General features: G+C 47.4%; 21 protein-coding genes. 6 read left to right on the top strand and 15 right to left on the bottom strand.

The window, feature by feature from the left end:
- Nucleotides 1–77: 77 nt before the first annotated feature.
- From CS022_RS23135 to purU, 7 genes are read right to left on the bottom strand one after another with little or no spacing between them, the layout of a single operon-like run.
- On the bottom strand, nt 78–656 hold the full coding sequence (locus tag CS022_RS23135; RefSeq protein ID WP_129124245.1) for an aminomethyltransferase family protein: 579 nt from the start codon (nt 654–656) through the stop codon (nt 78–80).
- A 1-nt stretch (nt 657) separates the two neighbouring features.
- Nucleotides 658–2,709 (bottom strand): glycine cleavage T C-terminal barrel domain-containing protein, encoded by a 2,052-nt coding sequence (locus tag CS022_RS23130; RefSeq protein WP_235869870.1) that lies wholly within the window; start codon nt 2,707–2,709, stop codon nt 658–660.
- Nucleotides 2,643–3,578, bottom strand: coding sequence for an FAD-dependent oxidoreductase (locus CS022_RS26935; RefSeq protein ID WP_235869869.1), 936 nt, complete (start codon nt 3,576–3,578; stop codon nt 2,643–2,645). The genes CS022_RS23130 and CS022_RS26935 overlap by 67 nt, the downstream gene beginning before the upstream one ends.
- The gene (locus CS022_RS23125) at nt 3,575–3,892 is read right to left on the bottom strand and encodes a sarcosine oxidase subunit delta (RefSeq protein ID WP_129124244.1); all 318 of its coding nucleotides are present in this window, start codon (nt 3,890–3,892) and stop codon (nt 3,575–3,577) included. The genes CS022_RS26935 and CS022_RS23125 overlap by 4 nt, the downstream gene beginning before the upstream one ends.
- 10 nt (nt 3,893–3,902) lie before the next feature.
- A complete protein-coding gene (locus tag CS022_RS23120; protein WP_129124243.1) occupies nt 3,903–5,150 on the bottom strand; it encodes an FAD-dependent oxidoreductase in 1,248 nt (415 codons plus the stop codon).
- A 32-nt stretch (nt 5,151–5,182) separates the two neighbouring features.
- Nucleotides 5,183–6,115 carry a bifunctional 5,10-methylenetetrahydrofolate dehydrogenase/5,10-methenyltetrahydrofolate cyclohydrolase gene (locus tag CS022_RS23115; RefSeq protein ID WP_129124242.1) on the bottom strand — a complete coding sequence of 311 codons (933 nt, stop codon included), beginning with the start codon at nt 6,113–6,115 and terminating at the stop codon, nt 5,183–5,185.
- The gene (gene purU / locus CS022_RS23110) at nt 6,087–6,947 is read right to left on the bottom strand and encodes a formyltetrahydrofolate deformylase (protein WP_129124241.1); all 861 of its coding nucleotides are present in this window, start codon (nt 6,945–6,947) and stop codon (nt 6,087–6,089) included. Before purU ends, CS022_RS23115 begins: the two co-directional genes overlap by 29 nt.
- A gap of 139 nt (nt 6,948–7,086) precedes the next feature.
- Here purU and CS022_RS23105 point away from each other — a divergent pair, with 139 nt between their 5' ends.
- Nucleotides 7,087–7,842, top strand: coding sequence for an IclR family transcriptional regulator (locus CS022_RS23105; RefSeq protein ID WP_129124240.1), 756 nt, complete (start codon nt 7,087–7,089; stop codon nt 7,840–7,842).
- An 83-nt stretch (nt 7,843–7,925) separates the two neighbouring features.
- Here CS022_RS23105 and CS022_RS23100 read toward each other — a convergent pair whose 3' ends face one another.
- The 6 genes from CS022_RS23100 to CS022_RS23080 all read right to left on the bottom strand — a co-directional run bounded on the left by CS022_RS23100 (nt 7,926) and on the right by CS022_RS23080 (nt 13,579).
- Nucleotides 7,926–9,098, bottom strand: a complete 1,173-nt coding sequence (locus CS022_RS23100; RefSeq protein ID WP_129124239.1) for an ABC transporter permease — start codon at nt 9,096–9,098, stop codon at nt 7,926–7,928.
- Nucleotides 9,098–10,267 carry an ABC transporter permease gene (locus CS022_RS23095; protein ID WP_129124238.1) on the bottom strand — a complete coding sequence of 390 codons (1,170 nt, stop codon included), beginning with the start codon at nt 10,265–10,267 and terminating at the stop codon, nt 9,098–9,100. Before CS022_RS23095 ends, CS022_RS23100 begins: the two co-directional genes overlap by 1 nt.
- A gap of 11 nt (nt 10,268–10,278) precedes the next feature.
- On the bottom strand, nt 10,279–11,271 hold the full coding sequence (locus CS022_RS23090) for an HlyD family secretion protein (protein WP_129124237.1): 993 nt from the start codon (nt 11,269–11,271) through the stop codon (nt 10,279–10,281).
- The gene (locus tag CS022_RS27855) at nt 11,268–11,681 is read right to left on the bottom strand and encodes a TolC family protein (RefSeq protein WP_328590428.1); all 414 of its coding nucleotides are present in this window, start codon (nt 11,679–11,681) and stop codon (nt 11,268–11,270) included. The genes CS022_RS23090 and CS022_RS27855 overlap by 4 nt, the downstream gene beginning before the upstream one ends.
- Complete coding sequence (locus tag CS022_RS23085) at nt 11,678–12,694, bottom strand: TolC family protein (RefSeq protein ID WP_328590427.1); 1,017 nt, start codon at nt 12,692–12,694, stop codon at nt 11,678–11,680. Before CS022_RS23085 ends, CS022_RS27855 begins: the two co-directional genes overlap by 4 nt.
- Nucleotides 12,695–12,991: 297 nt before the next feature.
- Complete coding sequence (locus tag CS022_RS23080) at nt 12,992–13,579, bottom strand: TetR/AcrR family transcriptional regulator (protein WP_129124236.1); 588 nt, start codon at nt 13,577–13,579, stop codon at nt 12,992–12,994.
- Between the two features lie 136 nt (nt 13,580–13,715).
- Here CS022_RS23080 and CS022_RS23075 point away from each other — a divergent pair, with 136 nt between their 5' ends.
- From CS022_RS23075 to CS022_RS23060, 4 genes are all read left to right on the top strand, one after another.
- On the top strand, nt 13,716–14,837 hold the full coding sequence (locus tag CS022_RS23075) for an FAD-dependent monooxygenase (RefSeq protein ID WP_129124235.1): 1,122 nt from the start codon (nt 13,716–13,718) through the stop codon (nt 14,835–14,837).
- Between the two features lie 51 nt (nt 14,838–14,888).
- On the top strand, nt 14,889–15,257 hold the full coding sequence (locus CS022_RS23070; protein WP_129124234.1) for a DUF6463 family protein: 369 nt from the start codon (nt 14,889–14,891) through the stop codon (nt 15,255–15,257).
- A 201-nt stretch (nt 15,258–15,458) separates the two neighbouring features.
- On the top strand, nt 15,459–16,364 hold the full coding sequence (locus tag CS022_RS23065) for an aldo/keto reductase (RefSeq protein ID WP_129124233.1): 906 nt from the start codon (nt 15,459–15,461) through the stop codon (nt 16,362–16,364).
- Nucleotides 16,364–16,828, top strand: coding sequence for a GNAT family N-acetyltransferase (locus CS022_RS23060; RefSeq protein WP_129124232.1), 465 nt, complete (start codon nt 16,364–16,366; stop codon nt 16,826–16,828). The genes CS022_RS23065 and CS022_RS23060 overlap by 1 nt, the downstream gene beginning before the upstream one ends.
- 29 nt (nt 16,829–16,857) lie before the next feature.
- On the opposite strand, the gene CS022_RS23055 is transcribed toward CS022_RS23060, so the two are convergent.
- Complete coding sequence (locus tag CS022_RS23055) at nt 16,858–18,429, bottom strand: hypothetical protein (RefSeq protein WP_161569726.1); 1,572 nt, start codon at nt 18,427–18,429, stop codon at nt 16,858–16,860.
- A 28-nt stretch (nt 18,430–18,457) separates the two neighbouring features.
- Between CS022_RS23055 and CS022_RS25055 the strand changes: the two genes are divergently transcribed.
- Nucleotides 18,458–18,730 carry a hypothetical protein gene (locus tag CS022_RS25055; protein WP_161569725.1) on the top strand — a complete coding sequence of 91 codons (273 nt, stop codon included), beginning with the start codon at nt 18,458–18,460 and terminating at the stop codon, nt 18,728–18,730.
- A gap of 39 nt (nt 18,731–18,769) precedes the next feature.
- Here CS022_RS25055 and CS022_RS23050 read toward each other — a convergent pair whose 3' ends face one another.
- The gene (locus CS022_RS23050) at nt 18,770–19,717 is read right to left on the bottom strand and encodes a hypothetical protein (RefSeq protein ID WP_129124230.1); all 948 of its coding nucleotides are present in this window, start codon (nt 19,715–19,717) and stop codon (nt 18,770–18,772) included.
- Nucleotides 19,718–21,061: the final 1,344 nt, after the last annotated feature.

The following is a 21,061-nucleotide window of genomic DNA, read 5'->3' as shown; positions in this document are numbered from 1 at the left end:
TGATGATCATGCTTATGGATTGGGTGCTTAAACTCCCTCCTTACATAGCTTTGATAACATGCTTAATATGAGCTTGATTAAAATTCAGCGGCGGCATCATCAAGTGCATGCCACAAATAACCAGCGCTTGAAATATCACTAAAGATATAAAAACAGGTTTCCTGTTCATCAGCGGTTGGCACTCTCACCACAATTGATGACACCCGCGCTACCGAAGTTTGGGCAATCGATCCGCGCCCAAAAGCATCAAGTTGAAGGTCTACTGCACAAACCTTAGCAAACATTTGCGGGCATGCCGTTCCCGATAGCACAAACATTGCTACGCCATGTTGGCAATAAAGCCGGGTGACGTTCGAGGTGTCATCTGATGCTTTTTCCAGATCAGAGAGTGTCGTTGTGTTGAGGTTACTGTGATCGACAAGCCAGAACTCGGTGTGGCTGAGCCGCAACACCAATAAGCCATTACTCATTTGAATTGCGTGGTTCGTCATATCAGGAAGCGAAATATTGTGCTGCTGCAGAAAAGCAGCCGCTTTCGTGCCTCTAAAGCCGATGCGGTTTGAGGTTGTTGCATCAGAAAACACCAGCGAGGATGGTTCACGCTTAGGCTCAATACCGCTGTGTCTGTAATTTGGTTGTGTGCTTACCGAAAACATCTTAAACCACCTCCTGTCGGTCACCATTTGGGTCATAAAAAGGCAACGCCACAACCTCTGGCCATACTTCCTGACCATCTACTCTTATTGGAAAGCGCGTACCTGTCTTGTGCTGTTCGATACTGACAAATGCGAGGCCAATGTAGGCATTGAGCGTTGACGAATATTCGCAGGAGGTGACGTTACCCGTGATGTTTGCATCGTTACCTGCTTTATCCAGCACGATATGACCTTCTTCAGGCTTGGCGGAAGATGCATCAAGCTTAAAGCCGACCAGCTTTCGGGTTTGTTCCCGCTGCATCACGATACTCACTGAGCGTGAGCCGACGTAAAACGGCTTGGCTTTGGCGATGGCCCAGTTTAGGGATAATTCCCCGGGATGGGACATGCCATCAGTATCCTGCCCTATGATGATATGGCCTTTCTCGAGCCTCAGCAGACGCTGCGCCTCGACGCCAAAAGGGCGCATAGAAAATTCGTTACCGGCTGCAATCAGCATGTCCCAAACCCTCAAAGCGAAGAGGGTAGGCATATGAATTTCATAACCAAGCTCACCCACAAATCCAACGCGAAGCAGTCGCACAGGCATACCATCGATATGACCTTCACGATAGGCGAGATAAGGAAAGCCTTCCGGCGACAAATCGACATCGTCGCAAACTTTCTCTAGGACTTTTCGCGACAGCGGGCCGGCCACATTTACGGCAGAAAAGGCGGTGGTGACATTGGCAATATCAACATTCAACCGCCACTGTGCATTCCATTTGGTCATCTCTCGGTAGACGGCATCGGCACCGCTGGTGGTCGCGGTCACGTAATAGTGTTCATCGGCGATACGACAGGCGACACCATCATCAATGACCACGCCTTGTTCGTTGGTCAAAATGGCATAACGGGTTTTTCCGACGGGCTGTTTTACAAACGCAAAAGTATAGATGCGGTTCATAAACTCAGCGGCGTCCGGCCCCTGTATTTCAATGCCGCCCAATGTACTGACATCAATGATGCCGACATTAGTGCGCACAGCTGAAGCTTCTTCCTGAATTAAGCTATCGCGGTTTTCAGGCCTGCCGTAAAACGCGGGACGACGCCAAGCACCTGCGGGCATAAAGTGTGCGCCGAGGCTTTCATGTCGTGGGTGAATTGGTGTCAGGCGAACCGGATTAAAAATGCGGCCAGCTAACAGCGCCAGTTTTTCAGGTATAAAAGGAGGACGGGCGGTTGTTACACCCGTTTCACTGACCGTTCTATCGGTCGCCTTTGCCACCAGACGGGCTGTGGCCAGGGCAGAGTGCCGCCCCTGAGAAGGCCCCATCCCTACGGTTGAAAATCGCTTCACCAATTGAATATCACGGTAGCCTAGACGTGTGGCGTTGATAATGTCTTTTGTTTGTAGGTCTTCATCAAAATCGACAAAATCACGGCCTTTTGGATGCGGGAAAATAGGCCAGGGAAAATTGCTCGACTGATCGCATTCAATACGTGATGCATCGCTATCGGGGTGAACGTTAGAAATACCCAACAAAGACAAACAGGTCCCGGCGGCTCTGTGGCCATCGGCGATGACTTTTTCCAGCTCATGAATGCCATTGACCGAGCCAGCAATATGAAGGTTTTCCGGCAGGTTGTTGATGGAGAACCTTGCGTTGTCATCGTCATAACTGAGTTGAGCACCAGCCTGACAAAGTAATTGATAAGCAGGCATATAACCGGATGACACGCACAGAAGATCGCACGCAAGGGTAGACAGCTTTTCGCCGACCTTGTATTCATCGTCAATCGCATGAATCTGCACCGAGGAGAGACGGTTGTCTGTTGCAGAGGCTTCATACACGGTCGCTCCCATGACCACAGGCATACTCAGTGTTTCGACCGCCTTTAACAGTGCTGTACTTGGTTTTTTCTTGCGCATATCAACAACAGCCGCAACGTTTACGCCTTGTTGGGCAAGCTCGATAGCCGTCATGTAGCCATCGTCATTCCCTGTCAGTACCACGGCGTTCTGGCCGGGTGCGAGGCATAATGCTTCATCAAGCGCATGGCAGCAGAGCACAACATGATGCCGGGAACATCATTATTTCGAAACACCACATGCTGCTCGAATTCCCCTGAAGCGACGATACATTGCTTGGCCCTGACTTTATACATGCGGTTACCCGTCAGAACGGGCAGGTAATTATCAGTAAACCACGCATTGCAGACGGCATCTGTCAATACACGAATATTGGGATGATCCGACGCCAAAGACACTAATTTTTCCAGCGTTTTGTCAGCCACTTCGCCATCGATATCGAAACGATGATACGTTAGCGCTCCGCCGAGTTGCTTGTTTTCATCAACAAGAATGACGTTTGCCCCTCGCAGTGCGGCAGTGATGGCAGCACTAATGCCCGCTGGACCCGCGCCGACAATGATGACATCACAGAACAGATAGGCTTTGTCATGGTAGGTCGGTTCGAATGCTAGGTTGGCCTTGCCGAGTCCAGCCTTTTTCCGAATAACGGGCTCCCACTTGTCCCAAACGCCGAGAGGTTTGTAAAAGGCGCGGTAATAAAATCCGACGGGCATAAAGCGGCTGAGTTTATCCAGCAGCACATCTTTGTCTTTTTCCAGTGTGCCATTGTAGTTCTGACCCATGCTTGTCGGCTCATCGGAGATGGTAACCCTGTCTGCTAACACATTGGCTTCGTCAGGTAACTGAATCAGTGTGTTTGCATCTTGCCCTGCCATGGTCAATGGGCCACGGGGACGATGGTATTTGAACGAACGCGACATCAGCCACTGTTTATTGGCGATCAATGCGCTGGCGATAGTGTCTCCTTCAACACCCACGTATTGTTTGCCTTCAAACTCAAACTGGACTTTTTTGTCCCGCGAGATGAGCGAGCCCATCGGAACGGGTAAGCGATTGGCGCCACTCATTGTTTGTCTCCTTGTTTTGTATCGGCAGGCTCATCAGCGTTAAAGCTGACTTTCTCTTTAAACAACTCGCTGGGATCGTAGGTCTTGATGATTTCATCGCTGGCGGTGTGCCGCTCGGCAATAAACCAATACCCGGATGCTGCGTGATACCACCATTCCTGAACGACCTTGATGGTGTTATCTGAGTAAAAGACGTATTCGGCCCACTCTTTATCAGAACAATTGCGGTGATCTGGCATGGCTTTGACTTCACCGCCATAGACAAACTCATTGATATTTCTTGGGCCATTTAAGGGGCATGGCATAACTTTCATGACAGTTCTCCTAGTGACTTGCGGCCGTAGCCCCCATTTCGTTTACCTGACGGAAAGCATCAAACCTGTCCATTGAGAAGGGCGCGATTAACTCCGGCACTTTTCCTCCTGATGCGACAAGCTCCGCCATGGTCTTTCCACATATTGGGGTGGCTTTGAAGCCCCATGTACCCCAGCCCGCATCAAGGTAATAGTTATCGACCGGACTTAGCCCCATGATTGGGCTATAGTCGGTCGTCATGTCCGTTGTGCCCGCCCACTGGCGCAGCAGTTTGAAATTTGCCATGAACGGGAACATCTCTATTGCGCTGGCAATCAGGCTTTCTTTCAGTTCAAGCGTCGAACGGGTGTTATAAAGTGGGTAGGGGTCAGAGCCTCCACCAAACACAATTTCTCCCCGGCCGGTTTGCTGCACATAACAGTGCAATGCGGAGGAGCTGACTAAGGGATCGAGGAACGGCTTAACCGGTGTGGTCACCATGGCTTGAAGCGGATAACTTGTCAGCGGCATTCTGAACCCTGCCATTGCGGCGACAATGGAGCTGTGCCCTGCGACTGCCTGAACCACGCAACCGCAACCAACGGTACCGCGGTTGGTGTCAACCGAGACCACTTTTCCGTTTTCGGTATTTACCCCTGTCACCTCGGTGAGCTGATGAAGTTCCACGCCACGTTTTGTTGCACCTTTGGCGTAGCCCCAAGCCACTGCATCGTGTCTGGCCGTGGCACCATCGATATGCCACAGGCCAGCAAGGACGGGGAGATCAGCGGGGTTCATGTTGAGAGTGGGTACTAACTCTCGAATTTGCTGCGGGTCAATGAGCTCTGTGCGGCCGCCAAAATGTTTATTCACCTCGGCGCGTTGACGGAACGAGCGAACAGTGGCATCTGTATGAGCCAGCGTTAATTGTCCGCGTGACGAATACATGATGTTGAAGTCGAATTCGTTCGACAATTCCCTGAACAGTTTGACCGACTCGCTGTAGAACTTAACGCCCTCAGGAGTCAGGTAATTTGAGCGAATGACGGCGGTATTTCTTGCGGTATTCCCGCCGCCTAGGTAGCCCTTTTCAAGCACTGCAACATTGGTGATTCCATGGTATTTGGCGAGGTAATATGCCGTTGCAACGCCATGGCCACCGCCGCCGATAATCACGACGTCATAATGGCGTTTGAGGCTACTGGGTACGGATAAATCCCAGTCTTTCTCAAAGGGGTAGTCGTTAGTCAGACCGTATTTTAAAAGTGAAAAAGGCACGTGACTTCCTCTTGTTAACGTATTCCGCCTTGCTAGCGCAATCCGACAGCTTGCGGTTCTGCGTCCAATTGTTTTGCTGCGACCAGCGTATTTTTGATTAGGCTGGCAATTGTCATTGGGCCAACGCCACCAGGCACGGGCGTGATTGCCCGGCATTTTTCTGCGACATCATCAAAATTCACGTCGCCGACGAGTTTGCGTTGGCCGTCAATCTCCGTGGCATTGATACCAACATCAATCACTACTGCCCCGGGTTTTACCCATTTATCGGTAACCAGCTCGGGAACGCCCGCAGCAGCGACTAAAATGTCGGCCTGCTGACACAAGCTTTCGGCAGCGACAGACTTTGAATGAACAATGCTTACCGTGCAGTCTGCCTGGAGCAGCAGACTGGCCATTGGTTTTCCGACAATGTTCGAGCGGCCTACGACCACGGCATGTTTACCCGTCAGGTCGCCAAATTCTCTCTGGAGAATCTCAAGACAACCCAGTGGTGTGCATGGAATAAGCTTAGCTTGCCCCGAAGCCAATAAACCTGCGTTTATAGGATGGAAACCATCGACATCTTTATCTGGATCAATCAGATTGAGGATACGATCTTCAGAAAGGTGACGCGGTAACGGAAGCTGAACTAATATGCCGTGAATATCATCACGTGCATTAAGCTCAGTCACCACCTCATCCAATTCCTGCTGTGTGCAGTCTTGTTCCAGTCGCTTAACGACCGATGAGACGCCCGCTTTCTCCGCGCTGCGGATTTTGTTGCGAACATAAATGGCACTGGCAGGATCGTCGCCTACCAAGACAACAGCGAGGCCAGGACGTGGATGACCTTGCTCCACTCTTATCGCGATTTCCCGGCCGATTTCTTCAATCAAATTGTCAGAAATTTCCCGACCATTGATAACCTTCACGGATACACTTCCCTGTATTGAGTTATTGAAAAACGACGGTCTTGTTGCCATACATGAACACCCTGTGTTCAAGATGAAGCCTGACTGCTGATGCCAATGCAATGGTCTCGGTATCTCGTCCGACAGCGACCAATCTCTCAGGTGAATAGGTGTGGCCGACAGGCTGCACACTTTGCTGAATAATTGGCCCTTCATCGAGATCCGAGGTGACATAGTGCGCCGTTGCGCCGATGAGTTTTACCCCTCTTGCATGTGCCTGATGGTAGGGTTTGGCACCTTTAAAGCTTGGCAGAAATGAGTGGTGAATATTGATGGCTTTGCCATGCAGTTTTTTACACATATCGTCTGAGAGGATCTGCATATAGCGAGCGAGTACCACAAGCTCAGTCTGGGTTTCGGTTATCACGTCCTGCAACGCAGCTTCCTGACGCGACTTGTTTTCTGAATTGATCGGCAGCCAGATAAAACGGATGCCAGCGCGCTCCACGATAGGGCGAAGATCTTTGTGGTTTGAGACCACTGCAGTGATCTCCATTGGCAACTCGCCTGTTTCGTGGCGGTAGAGTAAGTCTTTCAAACAATGGTCGAACTTACTCACCATCAGCAACACCCGCATGGGTGTATCCGCATCAAAGAATTGCCAGTCCATATTGAAGCGGCTGACCTGCGCTTCAAATCCGGCCTTTATCATTTCTAAGTCCACCTCTGTGGATTCGATACGGCAAACAGCGCGCATAAAGAAGTTGCCGTTTTCTTCATCGTCAAATTGATGAAGTTCTGAGATATAGCAGCTAAGTTCTGCCAGATATGAGGTAACGGCAGCAAGTATCCCGCTTGAGGCGTCACAGGTGGCTTTGAGAATAAATTCCTTTGAATCTGGCATAAGTGGTCCCGTTAGTTAACCCATCGACTTTTCAGTTTTATATTTAATTCGACAAAAAATTGACATAGATATTGACCAAAAACGTCAAATAATCACATAGTTTATTTACATATGAATTTTTTATTTACTGGTGAGAAAAATGAGCAAGGCAGACTATCAGGTTCAGTCTTTGGCAAGAGGGTTAGAAATTATCGAGTTGTTTGATGCCGAGCATCGGATTCTGAGCACTCATGATTTTGCTGACCGGCTCGGCGTCAGTCAGTCTTCGATCTATCGGATCATTCAAACTCTGCTGGATAAAAACTACCTTAGAAAGGTGGCCAGAAATGCCTATACACTTGGGCCGCAGGTGGTGTCGCGCGGTTTCGCGTTTCTTGCCGGACAGAGTCTGGTCGATGTGGCTGCGCCGCACCTCAAAAGGTTAAGAGACGAGACGAGTATTTCGTGTCATTTGGCGGTAAGAGACGGGCTGGAAACACTCTATATCTATCGTGCTCAGGCATCGCAAAGGCTATCGGTTAACATCCCTCTCGGTACCCGATTGCCCTGCCACACTAACGCAATGGGACGCATTTTGCTGCAACAACTTAGCGACGTGGAACTGAGCGCGGTGTACAACTCGATACAGCTGGATATGTACTCAAACCCTCATCCTCAAACGCTGCCTGAGCTAAGACATCTTATTTCAGTGGAGAGGAAACAAGGCTTTTCGCATAGCCGCTCTGATAACGCCAGTGCGATTGCAGTGCCGATTACGGACTATCTTGGCAACATCATTGCCGCGATCAATATCTCCGGTGCTGAGCAGGTGATGGATAAGCAACATAAGTTTGAGGCGGCAAAGACCAGTCTGATGAATACCGCGAAAGCGATATCGAGTGAAGTGCCCGCCTAGCTTTCCCATGACGGAGTGGCGGAACTCGGCAGAAAGTGCTCAATAAAAAAGCCCCATATTTGGGGCTTTCTTCAGGTTTGCGTTTATTCGACTCGAATGGATTGAGTGGTCTCTTTGCGCCTGTCTCTCTGCACCCCAAAAAGCAGCAAGCTGGCTATTGAGGTGTAGGCGATGGCTTGAATCATCAACTGTACCGTGAAGTGCATGACTTCCGACTGAGGTGCACCCATTTGGTTAAGTTGCAACACAGCAGGAATGATCGCAGTTGACGGTGCCAGTTGCGCGAGACCATTTAGCCATTCAGGTAATGCGGCGGAAGGCCAGATAAAACCCGACACGAACAACAGTGGCATAGAACTCACCAACACAATCAGTGACAGCACTTCTGCGCGCTTAAACAGGTAACCCAGCATCATGCCCAAGCCCGCTGTTGCAAACAGGAATGGCAGCACAACCGTTGCAAGGTCTGCCGGGTTTGACAGTCGGTTAATACCATTGGCTTCAAGGCAGGCACCAAGGTAGTACATCGACATCATCAAATAGACCAGCACTAGCAAGGTGCCGCGCGTCAGAATCACAATCAGTGGATTGGCTTGTTGCCAATATGAGGGTGATTTCTGCGCCGCTTGCTGACAACCAATCAGTCCTGCTGCCAGCATCAGCGTCTGCTGCAAGATAAGCATGAAGACGCCGGGAATGGCGTAGTTGCCGTAACCCATCGTTGGGTTATACACCGGCGTCATGTTGAGATCGAACGGCGTGTATTGCTTTGATGCCAGTGCGAGCGGCGTATTTCTCAGTACAGATTTCGCCACTTTCACCTTTCCGCCAAGATCCTTTCCTGCATTTACAACGCCTTTGGCTACTGTTCCGTAAACGAGGAAAAACGACGCATCACCCGCAACGGAAACAACTGGACTTTTACCCATCAACAGGTCTTTGTAGAAATGCTCAGGGATCAACACCACACCGTCGATTTTCCCGGTAGCAATCAGCGGGGCGGCTTGCTCAACATCAGATATTGAACGGTTGATCGCGATTTCCGGCGTGGCATCCATCATTCGGGTAAATTCACGGCTGATTTGACTGTCATCAAGATCGACGACTGCGACCGCAAGCTCCCTCGGCGTTTGCTGCGAATAAGGAACCGGGTAAAGCAGAGAGTAGATGATCACCCCGCCGAACACGGTAAACACCGCTGCCGGATTGGTCAGGAACGCCTTCAACTCACGTTTTAGAAGAGACAACCAAGCCATTATGCGACTCCTTTTGTTGAAGGCAGTGACGCGTTGCGAATGGCACGGCATTTCAACAGCACCAACACCCATGCGATGCCGAACAGCGCGAGAGCCTGAAAATGCGGGATGCTCTGGCCAAGGGTTGCACCGTAATTAAACTGGCCAATCTGCACACTCACGTAATGGCTGACAGGCAGCATGGAACGCCAGAATTGGGCGAACGCGGGCATTTCGCTGGTCGGGAAGCTGACACCCATAAAAGCGAACGCGGGTGCGGTAAATCCGGCTGTCATGCCCATAGCACGAGCAGGATCACGAGCGGCGAGATAAATCAGGCTGCCAATCGCTACCGCCGCCAGTACCAATAATACCTGCGCACTGATTAAAATTTCCCAACTGCCATTCATTGGCCAGCCAAGGCCAAAGTGCATCACAGACGCAAATATCACTCCGATAACCACCATAGGAACACTTATTGAGAGTGTTTTTGCGACCACTTTTTGTAGAGGCCTTTCCTGTAACCAGCGTTCGATACCGATAGAGCGGTCAGTAGCGGTCAACGAGAAAACTGCCGCGGCTACAATCACAATCTGCCAGATGGCGGGAATCACCGCCGAAACCAGAAACTGCGCATAGTTAGTGCCGTTGTTGAATAGGGGGACCATCTGGAATCGGATGGGCACAGATTCGCCCAACGCCTGTCTTCCCACTGTTGTCCCTTTCATCATGTGACCTTTGGTTTCGACCTTCGCAGCCAGCGTCGCGTGCGCCTGCGACAACGCTGAACTGACCAGCTTTCCAATCAGAATATACTGGCTGTTAAACATGGCGTTAACGTCAGGTTTTTCTCCCCGCAAAGTGCGCTTTTCAAATTGCTCGGGTATTTCGACAGTCGCGAACACTTCACCACGGTTCATCGCGTCCGTCGCTTCTTTGGTTGAGGCATAGTGACTGACTGACAGGGTAGGGCTGGCGTCATAATATCTGACCAAGGTACGTGAGATCTGGCTGTTGTCCTTGTCAATAACCGCAACGGGCATCTCGCGCGCTGTACCTGCTGAAAAAATCAGCCAGATAATGGCAAACAAGACAAGGGGCAACCAGCTCAGCAAGGCTTTCAACCAGCGATCAGATCGTATCAATCGCCATTCCTGAGCAAGTGTCTGAATAAATCCTGATTCATTCATGGGCAAATGCCTCAGGCTTGCTCAGGGGCTTTGGTCACCAGAATACTCATGCCTGCACGGAGGCCATCAATTGGTGATACTGGACGGGCTTCCACTTCAAAGGTGCGCATGTCGAAACCTTGCTGACTGCTGGTGGCGCGCCAAGTAGCAAAGTCACCCATTGGTGCCACATAGTTAACCTTGAACTCGAAAGATTCATCACCTAGGGCAGGGATTTTTGCTTCGAAGACAGAGCCTTTCGTGAACTGACTGAGCTTATCTTCACGGATGTTAAACACGGCCCATGCATCCTTGAGGTCGATGACGGTCACAACCGGGAAACCCTGAGGTGCCAGCTCGCCCTGATGCAGAAGAATCTGGCTGACTTCGCCGCTGTAAAAGCTCTCGATACGGGTGTCGGCGGTGTAAGCCTCAACCTCTGCGACAGCACCTGCGGCCATGCGGAGTTTCTCCTGTGCGGCACGTTTGGTTTCTACGCGAGCACCTTCTTTTGCCATGTTATACATTTGCAGCGCGGCATTTTCGGTGTATTTGGCTGCTTTCCATTGTGTGTAAGCTTCGTCACGCTTTTGCTCTGCGGCAACGCCATCTTTATAGAGGCTTTCCACGCGATTGTAGGTTTTCTCCATCAGCTCGGCAGCTGCTTTCGCTTTTTTCCACTGGTCACTCGCTGCATCGATTTCTTGCTGACGGGCACCTGTGTTGGCTTGCTCTGCCATCGCATCAGCCGCTTCCTGGCCTGCTTTCGCTTGTTCGAGCTTGGCATCCAGTTCCGGGCTATAAAGGGTGAAGACCAGCTGGCCTTTATCGATTTGCTGACCCTTGTGAACCAGCACTTCTTCAATACGACCTGGCACTTTAGACGAGATACTGTATTGCTGCGCTTCAATCTGACCTTGGAAGACCTCTGGCTGTGGCTGATATGCCTGATAAAAGCTGTATCCGGTCCAACCTACAAAAGCGGTTCCTGCCAGTGCCAAAGCGGCAAATTTAATTTTACTCATGATGTTACCTCGCTGTTTGCTGCTTGGCGTTGATAGGTAGAAAAGTCGTCCATTTGTCCACTCACGGCCAACAGGCGGGAGAGAGACAGAACATATTGATAAGCGGCGGAGAGTTGCTGGGTTTTCGCGCCGACAACGTAAAGCTCAGCATCGATGACATCCAGCGACGTAGAGAGGCCTTGTGCAAAGGCTTTTTCACGCAGGCGCAGGTTTTCTTTTGCCAACTCAACACTGGAAATCAGGCCTTTGTATTCTTCGAGTGCCTGTCCCGCTTCGCGCCAGTTTTTCTCGACCAGTAGCGACAGATCGCGTTCCGCCTGAGATTTAAGGTGATTGACCTGAGTGATCTTGCTGTGTGCAGCTTTCAGCCTGTCTGAGCGGCCTGTGTTATCGATCAGAGGAATACTCACGCCGACGCGACAACCCAGTCTGGTTTGATTTGATCGACGATAGAGTCGCCTTCATGTAAATCATAGTTACCAAACATATACACATTGGGCGCGTACTTGCTGCGCTCAACTTTTACCAGACCGCTTGCCTGATCATATTTGGCATCCAGTACTTTCAGACCGGGATATGTCGCCAGTGTTTCTGAAAGGAAGGGGGCAAAAGATGGCAGAGTGTCCTGCACAAACAGCGCGGTAGACGCAGTCACGTCATCGTTTGATTGCACCATGTTCCGTAAAGCGGCATTGGCGATTTCAAGATCGCGTTCCGCTTTTTTTCGCTCGGTTCTCGCCTTGTCGTAAGACACCTCAGCTTGAAGGCGTTCAACGCGTGCGATTTGCCCTTGCTCTTCCATTTTAGTGGCATGCTCAAGGTGTTTCTTGAGGCTTCGCTCAGATTCAATGCGTGTGTTGAGCACTTCTTTCGCGAAAACAGTTGAGAAGTAAACTTTCGTCAAATCCTCAAATTTTGCTTGCTGCTCCATCGCCAACATTTGCTTGGCTTCTTCAGTTTTCGCTTTCGCAATATCTTGACCAGCAGTGATCTTTCCACCGGTGAATATTGGCCAGACAGCGCGTATAGAGCTGTTGAAAATCTCATCGCGCAGCACGTTATCGGCAAATGCTTTGTCTAACGATGCACCGAAATTAGGCAATAACTGGTTAATTGCCGTTGCAACATCTGGGCTAAGTTGCGAGTTGATGGCGTGCGATGGTTTGAAGTCTGAGTCATCGTCCAGTCGCATATAGGTTGCGCCCAGCGTAACTTTCGGCAAGTTGTAACCGTAGGCGGCTTGCTCCATTTGTGCTGCATAGTCGACGTTAGCTTGCTTAGCGGCAAGCGCATCACTTTGCTGCAGCACCTGCTGCCATGCCTCGGTGAAGCTCATTGTTTGCGCATTGGCTGCTGAAACGGACAGCGAGAGGAGCGCAAACGCCAGAGCAGATTTCTTTGCGAGTGGTGTCTTTGCAAACATGATAAATCCTGTGATTATTAGCATATGGATTATAGAGTAAAGACTCTAAAAAGAACAAGAGAGAAAGAACCCTGTAATCGATCACATTGTCTTTATTTACATTTTTCGAGGCTTATTTACTTTTTGAGCGTAAATATCGCCAAAATTATGGCGATATTTTAGTCGTTAAATTGGGTTTTTCTTGGGTATTTATCGCGTGATAACTGGGATATTCTAAAGGTTGGGCACATTGTCTATAAGTTGAAATAAATATTTCATGGCATCACTGATATTGATGCGCATTTTGATGAACATTTACTAGGGTAATGCTGATTTATCAGAGACCAGTTCCAAAAGATCATTGCATTGTTTCATCAACTTACCATGCCATTCTGTCGATGGTTGGTTTCCGCCTAATCCCTGAAGCAAGTGAAAGAAGTAATACCCCATCCATGCCGTTGCAATTGTCCGTCTTTGTGGTTTCTCAAGCGATGGGCATTCCGTTGCCAATCTGTCAGCGACATCATCAACAAACCCTTCCAGTTGTTCGGAAAAGAAGGCTTGCTCGAAGAACGCGTTTTTAAGGAATGCCTCTGAGAGCGCCCGGTCACGCCCATAGTACTGATACAGGTTTGCCGTTTGCGAGGAAAAATACGTTAAACCACTTTCGGGCGAATTGTTACCTTTAGGCTCCCCTGAAATGAGCGATGTTATCTGCTGATGGAAAATGGCTTTGGTTAACTGATGTTTGTCAGCGAAATGGGAAAAGACCGTGCCCGCAGCCACGCCTGCTTCCTTTGCGATTTGTCGGGTAGTTACGGCGTCATAACCATGTGCTCTGAATAGCACAATGGCGGTATCAATGATTTTTTGCCGAGTTGCCAGCTTTTGTTTTTCTCTATTCATGGCAGCGATTTATGCACAATCACTCACAAAATTCAATGAAGACAATAAGATATTACGAGCAATAAGTTAATTGAGCTTGCTCATTGAGCACGCTCACTGTAATTCTATCACCCAGTTCAATATTGAGGGTGACAGGATGATCGTAATCGAAGGAGCGGGGATCGCTGGTTTAACACTTGCCAATTGCCTTGAAATTCAGGGGATTGACTATCGAGTGATTGAGCAGGCCAGCGAAATTAAACCAATTGGTGCGGGTATCGCCGTGCAGAGTAATGGGCTTGCGATCCTGCAAGCGCTTGGGTTAGAGCAAGACGTCACTGGCTGCAATATCGAGAAAATGACGCTGGCAGGCAAGTACTTCAGGCAAGAACTGATGCCGGATAAGGGATGGAAAGTAAAAATGGTCCATCGGGCAACGCTTCATCACGCGCTGCTAAAAAACATACCTTCATCAAAACTGCTTTTAGGGGCTGAGATTTCCTCCCATTCGTCAACGGAAGACAGTGTAACTTGTCATTTGGCCGACGGCAGTGACTTGCAAGGAAACTGTCTGGTGGTTGCGTCCGGCATTCACACGGAAACACATAATAAGCCCTACATTCGCGATAGCGGCCAATGGTGTTGGAGGACAGTGATCTCCGGTAACGCTGAGCGCAATGAGGGAGGGGAATATTGGTTTGACGACTTTCGAATTGGCGTCAGCCATATTGGCGATGGCGACTATTACATTTATCAAGTTGCCAAAACAGCGCAACAGATAACAGAAGAACAAAGGTTGGTATTTTGGCAACGCGATGACGTCAGAGCTCGCTTTCCATTCCTTGACGTGAAAAAGGCTGTCTGGCTTTCACATCCGTTGACAGAAAGGCGGATTGATTGGGGTCAAGGGAATGTGGTTGCCATCGGCGATGCCGCTCACGCACTGACCCCGAATATGGGGCAAGGGGCGGTGTTGGCCATGGAAGACGCGTATACGCTTGCGACGCTGTTGAATACAGATTACTCGACTGACTGGAATACATTAGCGGAACAACTATCGGCACTGCGGCACCAGCGCGTGAAAGGCATTCAACAACAAAGCTGGTTGTTTGGAATGCTGGCGCATTGGTCTAACCCCATTACCGTCTTATTGCGTGACATAGCAATGCGTCTTTCGCCCACTGATGCTGTGCTGAGGCAGCAGATAACCTTCTTCGACCGCTTTATCGCACGTATGGCACCGCTCATTCCTGACGAACGACAAAGGCTCTCGCAATAGCTTTCGCTTCGGAAATCACAACGAGTTATTACATTACAAAGAGGATTAAGGATGAAAAAGTCGACATTTGCTTATTGGTTGCTTGCTATTGCAACGATTCATTTCTTGTTGGGTATTGTCTTGTTCTGGCCGACGCTGGTATCAATGTTTGAGCAAGGAATAGTTGCAACGGTGGGGCCAGATAGCATTGAACATTCAGTTGCCTTTTGGTTTTTGATGTTTGCCTTCCCGTTATGGATGTTCGTTGCAGCATTCTGGCAGAAACAGGAGACTGTTGAACCGAGTGTAACTATTGCGGCATTACTGCTGTCAGCGGTTGGATGTGTCATCTTGCCTGCCAGTGGATTTTGGACATTACTGATACTTGCGGTCGCTGCGTTAGTGAAAAATAAACCAGAGACCTTACGCTCTCCTGTGTAGTCGTTGAATCGGCTTCTGCTCGTCTTTTGACCCTAAGAAAAAGAATAAAGGCGAGCAGTCTCCAAAAATACCGTATTTCGCTGTCTAAATATCTTCGCGGATCATATCTTGCCTAGCCCAAGTAAAGGCAAAGTCGTGTTGTTATAACACGCTAACTTTTCGAAAGAACAACGTTTTTACACTTCGCTGAGAGGACAAAACATGACCCACAATAACCGCATTAAAATGTGTCCGGAAGGCCCAGAGTTTTCGAGGGTAACTCAGGGGTATTGGCGTATGGCCGAGTGGTCGATGACACCCCAGCAACGCCTGACTTTTCTCAAAGAGCACATCGAACTGGGTGTCACAACAGTCGATCATGCGCATGTTTATGGCAATCCACCCTGCGAAACCCTATTTGGTGAGGCGCTGGCCATTGATCCTTCCATTCGAAATGATATCGAGATCATTACCAAATGTGGCATTGTTCCACCCGATACAGATAGCTCCATAGCGCACTATAACTCTAGTAAACGCAGTATTTTAGATTCTGTCGATCTTTCCCTTTCGAGATTTGGGATAGAAAATGTTGATGTGTTGTTGATTCACCGACCTGATTGGCTGATGAATGCCGATGACATTGCACACGCATTTGAGCAGCTTAAAGTGTCTGGCAAGGTTCAACACTTTGGTGTCTCGAACTTTACGCCGTCGCAGCTCTCACTGCTGCAATCACGTCTGGGGTCGTCGTTGGTAACGAATCAGGTTGAAATCAACCCGTTTAACATGACGGCGTTGGAAGATGGAACGCTCGACCAATTGCAAGAAAAGCAGATAGTGCCGATGGCTTGGTCTTGTCTCGCTGGTGGTCGCTTGTTTAATGAAGACTCTGAAATGGCGATTCGACTGAGACGTCTCTTGCAAGACATTGCTGAGGAAATCGGTGCCACATCTATTGACCAGGTTGTCTATGCATGGGCTGCGAAGTTGCCTTCTCGTCCTGTTTTGATTTCAGGTAGCGGTAAAATTGAACGACTGAAACATGCTGTCGATGCTCTTAAACTTCAATTGACGCAGCAACAATGGTATCGGATTTGGGTCGCGGCTAAAGGCCACGGTGTTGCTTGATGTTTACTGGCTCGGTTTCATCTGCATCCAAAAGTGATATTGCGCGTTTGCGGGAAATTACGAAAGATGCAGTGACAGAGAAAGTAACAGCGACCCACAAAGACAAAATCTTCATCATCGATGCGGTCAACCGACATATTGATGAGGCGCTTTCGCTGGATGACGCGATATTTCTGAAAGCAACGAAAGATAAGCAAATTGCTGGTTTCATCATTTTCAAAGATCACCAGAGACTTTCAGATTTATTTGTCGATCCAACATTTCAAGCCTGTGGTATTGGAAGGGCACTTTTTGATACCGCGCTTGAGAGATTAGACAAACATGACTATCTCGATGTGTATGCCGCGATCGATGCTGTTGGGTTTTACAAAAAGCTTGGTTTTTCAGAATGTCTTTTGGAGCCACCTCTACCAGATTTCATGCAACCGATGAGAATGGTATTTTCCGCCAATGATGGTGCCTGATGGCACCATCACACTGGTTTACTTTGGGATTAAATATTGGAACAAAAGGTTTGCAATATACTTTGTAACTCATTGTTAACCTTGCCCAATTGAGATGACAGATATGCTTGATTGTTTTCGCAGCGTTCTGGTGTTTGAGCGAGCTCAATCAAAATCGAATTTTTGATTGATTCATCATCTGTGGAATCTGCTCTTTCAATCAGTTCATTTCTTAAATCCTCGGGCAACGATTGGAATTTATATGCGATTGCGAGTTTACTCATCACTTCTGGGTTTTGCTCTGTCACAATGAGTTTTTTAACCGCTTCGGCAGCAAGAGTGTTTCCAGCTAATGCCTGTGCGCCAACCAATGATGCTGCGGCAAGACGAACGTTTGGCTTAAGTGCATCATCACCCGTTTTGTTCAAATCCTGCAAAGTAGGTTCGAGGTATTCGGGCTGGCCCGTTGCCTTCATTGCCAAATAGTAAATTTCGTCTTTATTGAAAAAACCTTTTATATCTTTGTTGTTGTAGTCTTCAAGTGCCGCTTTGATTTCTGTTCTTTGGCCCTCGGTTACCTTTTCGTAAATCCTTCCCAGTACGATGAGAGAATTGAAATTAACTGCGGGCTCTTGGTGTTTAAAGTTAAGGCTCATGTCTTTCAGCGCAGAGACTGCTAATTGGGTGGGAACATTCAACTCTCCCAGCGCAAACATCGAGCGATAGGCGTTGTCACTACTTACCTCTGTGTCATTGAACAGCTCGACTAAAATAGATTCGGTTTCTGGTTGCTGGAATTTTCCCAGCGCACCAAAGAAATAAACCTGCTCATCCTCTGTTAAATCTTGAGAAATGAATTGCTTTATCTCCGCATAGGTCATGTTGTTCACTGCGAACTTAGCCATGGCTTCCATAAGGTTATGGTCAAGCGTCATTTTGAACTCAGCGATGGCCGTAATGATGTCTTCTTTCGAATGGATACTTTTAGTGAGCTGCGCAACTAATGCGGCGTTGAGTTTTCTGAGTTCTGCATTCGCACGTTGATTACTGACCTTGGAGAGCATTGCCATTGAGATGATAGGTGCCACTTTTTCGACTTTGACCTCTGCTTTAATGGCTTCTGACACATTTTTATTATTCTGAGAGATGCCTGCTCTGTCGACACCATAATGCATAGACGATAGGCTGGAGAGGTCGATAGGTTTTTCGATATCCAGTGCCCAGCTCTCTGAGATGTAATCAGGCTCAGGGTTCATTTGAATGAGTTTTCGACCGATGATTCCATCATCAAATTGAAAGTATTCATATGTTGCGAAGTAGGGGCTATCAGGAACAGAAAACCGAACAGTTGAATCGTTAATATTACTACTTATAAGTTGAAGCACTCGCTCAAAGTTACGAGCTGGATGGTCCTCGTCGAGATTCATCCAATCAACACTCTCGTAGTATCCATTGGCATTCCATGTCGTTTTTATCTGAGCAAGTTCTTTCAGTTTTGTATTGCTATCTTTTTTCAAAAAATCAATAGGCTCAATATACATATTGAAAATATTAACTTTTGGTCGAAGGAAAACAGATTTAGCAACATAAAACATATATTCGATATCACCATTTCCGGTCATTTCCTCTTGAGGTGGGTTAATTCCGCTAATGGTGACCTTATATGCTGAAAATTTCTCATCATTTTTAATGATTAATTTTTCTTTTTTGGTCGAAGAAGAGTTAGTTTCTTTTCCGTTTTTTTTGATATTAACGTTATGGCTACTGGTGTCAGAAGGTGCCATCGAATTATTTGGTATATTAAAAAAAACGAGTGAAGAAATAATGAAAAGGGATGCACACAACAAACTGATCGATTTAAAAGACATAATAACACTCCAGACACATGAAAAATGGAAATACCGCTGCGCACATATCATTTGAATGGTACAGCGGTATGAGCCAAAGGATGACGAATAGCCGCTACATCAGAACTGGACTTTTATACATGTCATCGAGATATGTCACCGTGTGAGAGAAAATATCTTCCCATGTAAATAATTGAACTTCATATGTCAGACCCGCAAGCTGTCCACCAACGCCAGCTGCGCCGCCACCGCCACTGAATTTGACGTTACCTGTGAGCTTACGATAGTGACGGTATTTCGTACGTGCCCTATTGACCCATTTATAGCCAATTTCAATACCTGCTGTAGGGTTAATATTTAACACAGTCACTCTCGCGTAAGCGTGCAAATTAGCTGCGGTTGGAACACCAATACCCACTTTGGCTGTTATAAGGCCAGCAATACTCGGCGATACGCTAAATCCAAATGCGTCAGGTCGTCGAATACCATGGCGATAAATTGGATATTTTACAACGCCCCACTCTCCCTTAATTTTTGTATAACCACTAAGGGTAACGCCAGCTGATAGCCCGCCATCAATTTGAACGAAGAAAGGACCAAAAGGTATAGATGGGCCGGGTATATTAATATATACATTCGCGCCACCACTAACGGTTATTGTACCGTCGGTCGTGCAACTAACGGCGGCATTTACAGAGAATTGATCTGTGATCTGTTGGTTGTAACTAAAACCGCCGCAAGAGCTTCCGTAACTTGGTGTAAACGAGAAAGTTGAATCTCCCCATCCAAGGGTAAAGTTTGGAGCAACACTTATCTTGCGGTGGAAATTTACGCTACCACCAGTTAAACCTTTCCATGTCCAGCCAATTGACCGTCGGTAATTCCAGTCTTTTGTTTTCATTTCGGCATGTTGGCCATTTCTGGTGTGTTTCATTTGACCGGGCTGATTGTGGTCCATTTTGGCAACATCGGCATAATTGCCTGCTGAAACCATAGAAGGGCTCAATGCCAGCAGAGGCAATAATACAGCCCCGATGGAAACAACTTTTCTTACGAATTGCATAATTAACTCCTTATATTTGCCCGGCTTTAAGCCGAACAAATCATTCCAACTGACTTTGAATGTGCGCATTAAAAGAAATAGTATTACTCTGTATAATAAATTTTAGAGAAACGAGTTCCTTACCAACGACCGGAAGTAGTTGAATGATTAAAGTGTGGATATTATGTTTTTAAAAAATACATTCTTTATTTTATTATTTAAAACTCCTCATGGTTAACTCTTGCTAAAGCAGAGTATAAGATAAAAAAGTATTAGTCTTTAATATGCAATCAAAAATCATTTTGGCCTAAAAGTGATAATCTACTCAAACTGAAGACACAGGTCGATATGAATATGTAGTTATATTATTAAAGGGTTTTTAGATGTTATAAATAAAATTTAATTAATCAATTCAATATTTTAAGCCTATCAAAGTTGATTTCATTTATGAGAAAAAACATGTTTATTTAAATTTACTTATACATAGAACTACTCTATTCGTTTGTTCTTATTAAGTTTTGTATGTGTTATTTTTTGAATGATGATCAAAATTTTTATTAGAAAATAAAAATATAAGTAATTTATTTCGATTGATAGATTTTGATTACCTAATGAGAGGCATCGAAAAGTAAGGAGACTCAAGCCATACGTAGAAGTAATCATGCTACATTACTGCGGTATATTAAACTTGTCGTCAATAGTCGGGTTTATTTGCTAGGTTAGTGCTAAATACAGAGAAATTTGTTTATTTTGACTCGAATGGGGATAGAGTATTCTGGTCTCACCGATGCCAGTACGCACGTTACCAAGGTCGTTTTTGCTGTCGTCAGCGTAAGATCATTATGCGACAATGAAGCACTGCTGACGTTGCTCAATCCGCTACGCCACAAAATCACACAAGCCTATACCTAGGATACAAAGGCTTGTCATTAAGAGCTGAGGAAAAAAGGTTTAAAGCTGATCCTTCCTCCACGCCGTAATGAGGGTTTTTTTGGAGGACAGCCATCCTAGAAATGAAGCCGTGAGTGCCTTGGAAGAATCGAAGCAAGCACCGGGGTATGACCAACGGCCCCTTCAGTAAACTGGGGTGTATCGAAATAAGTAGTTGCTCAAATCAAATTAGGCATTACGTGATTACGATTCAAAGTTTGGTGAGACATTGGCGAACGTCAAAGCGATTAATTAAGTCATAAGATAGGTATAACTGTGAAAAGCTGAGTTGCGGAGTAGGCGTAACACTGTCCACTTCCCCTATCCTGAGACAGTCTAAACTGGAGTTTTCTGCCTTTTAACAGCAGGAGAACACCATGAAAAGTCACGGTTCACCGAAACTCAGATCGTTGCGATCCTCAGAGAGGCCGATGC

It is taken from the genome of Veronia nyctiphanis (assembly GCF_004116385.1).
Taxonomy (GTDB): domain Bacteria; phylum Pseudomonadota; class Gammaproteobacteria; order Enterobacterales; family Vibrionaceae; genus Veronia; species Veronia nyctiphanis.
This window is presented reverse-complemented; position numbering and strand designations above follow the sequence as displayed.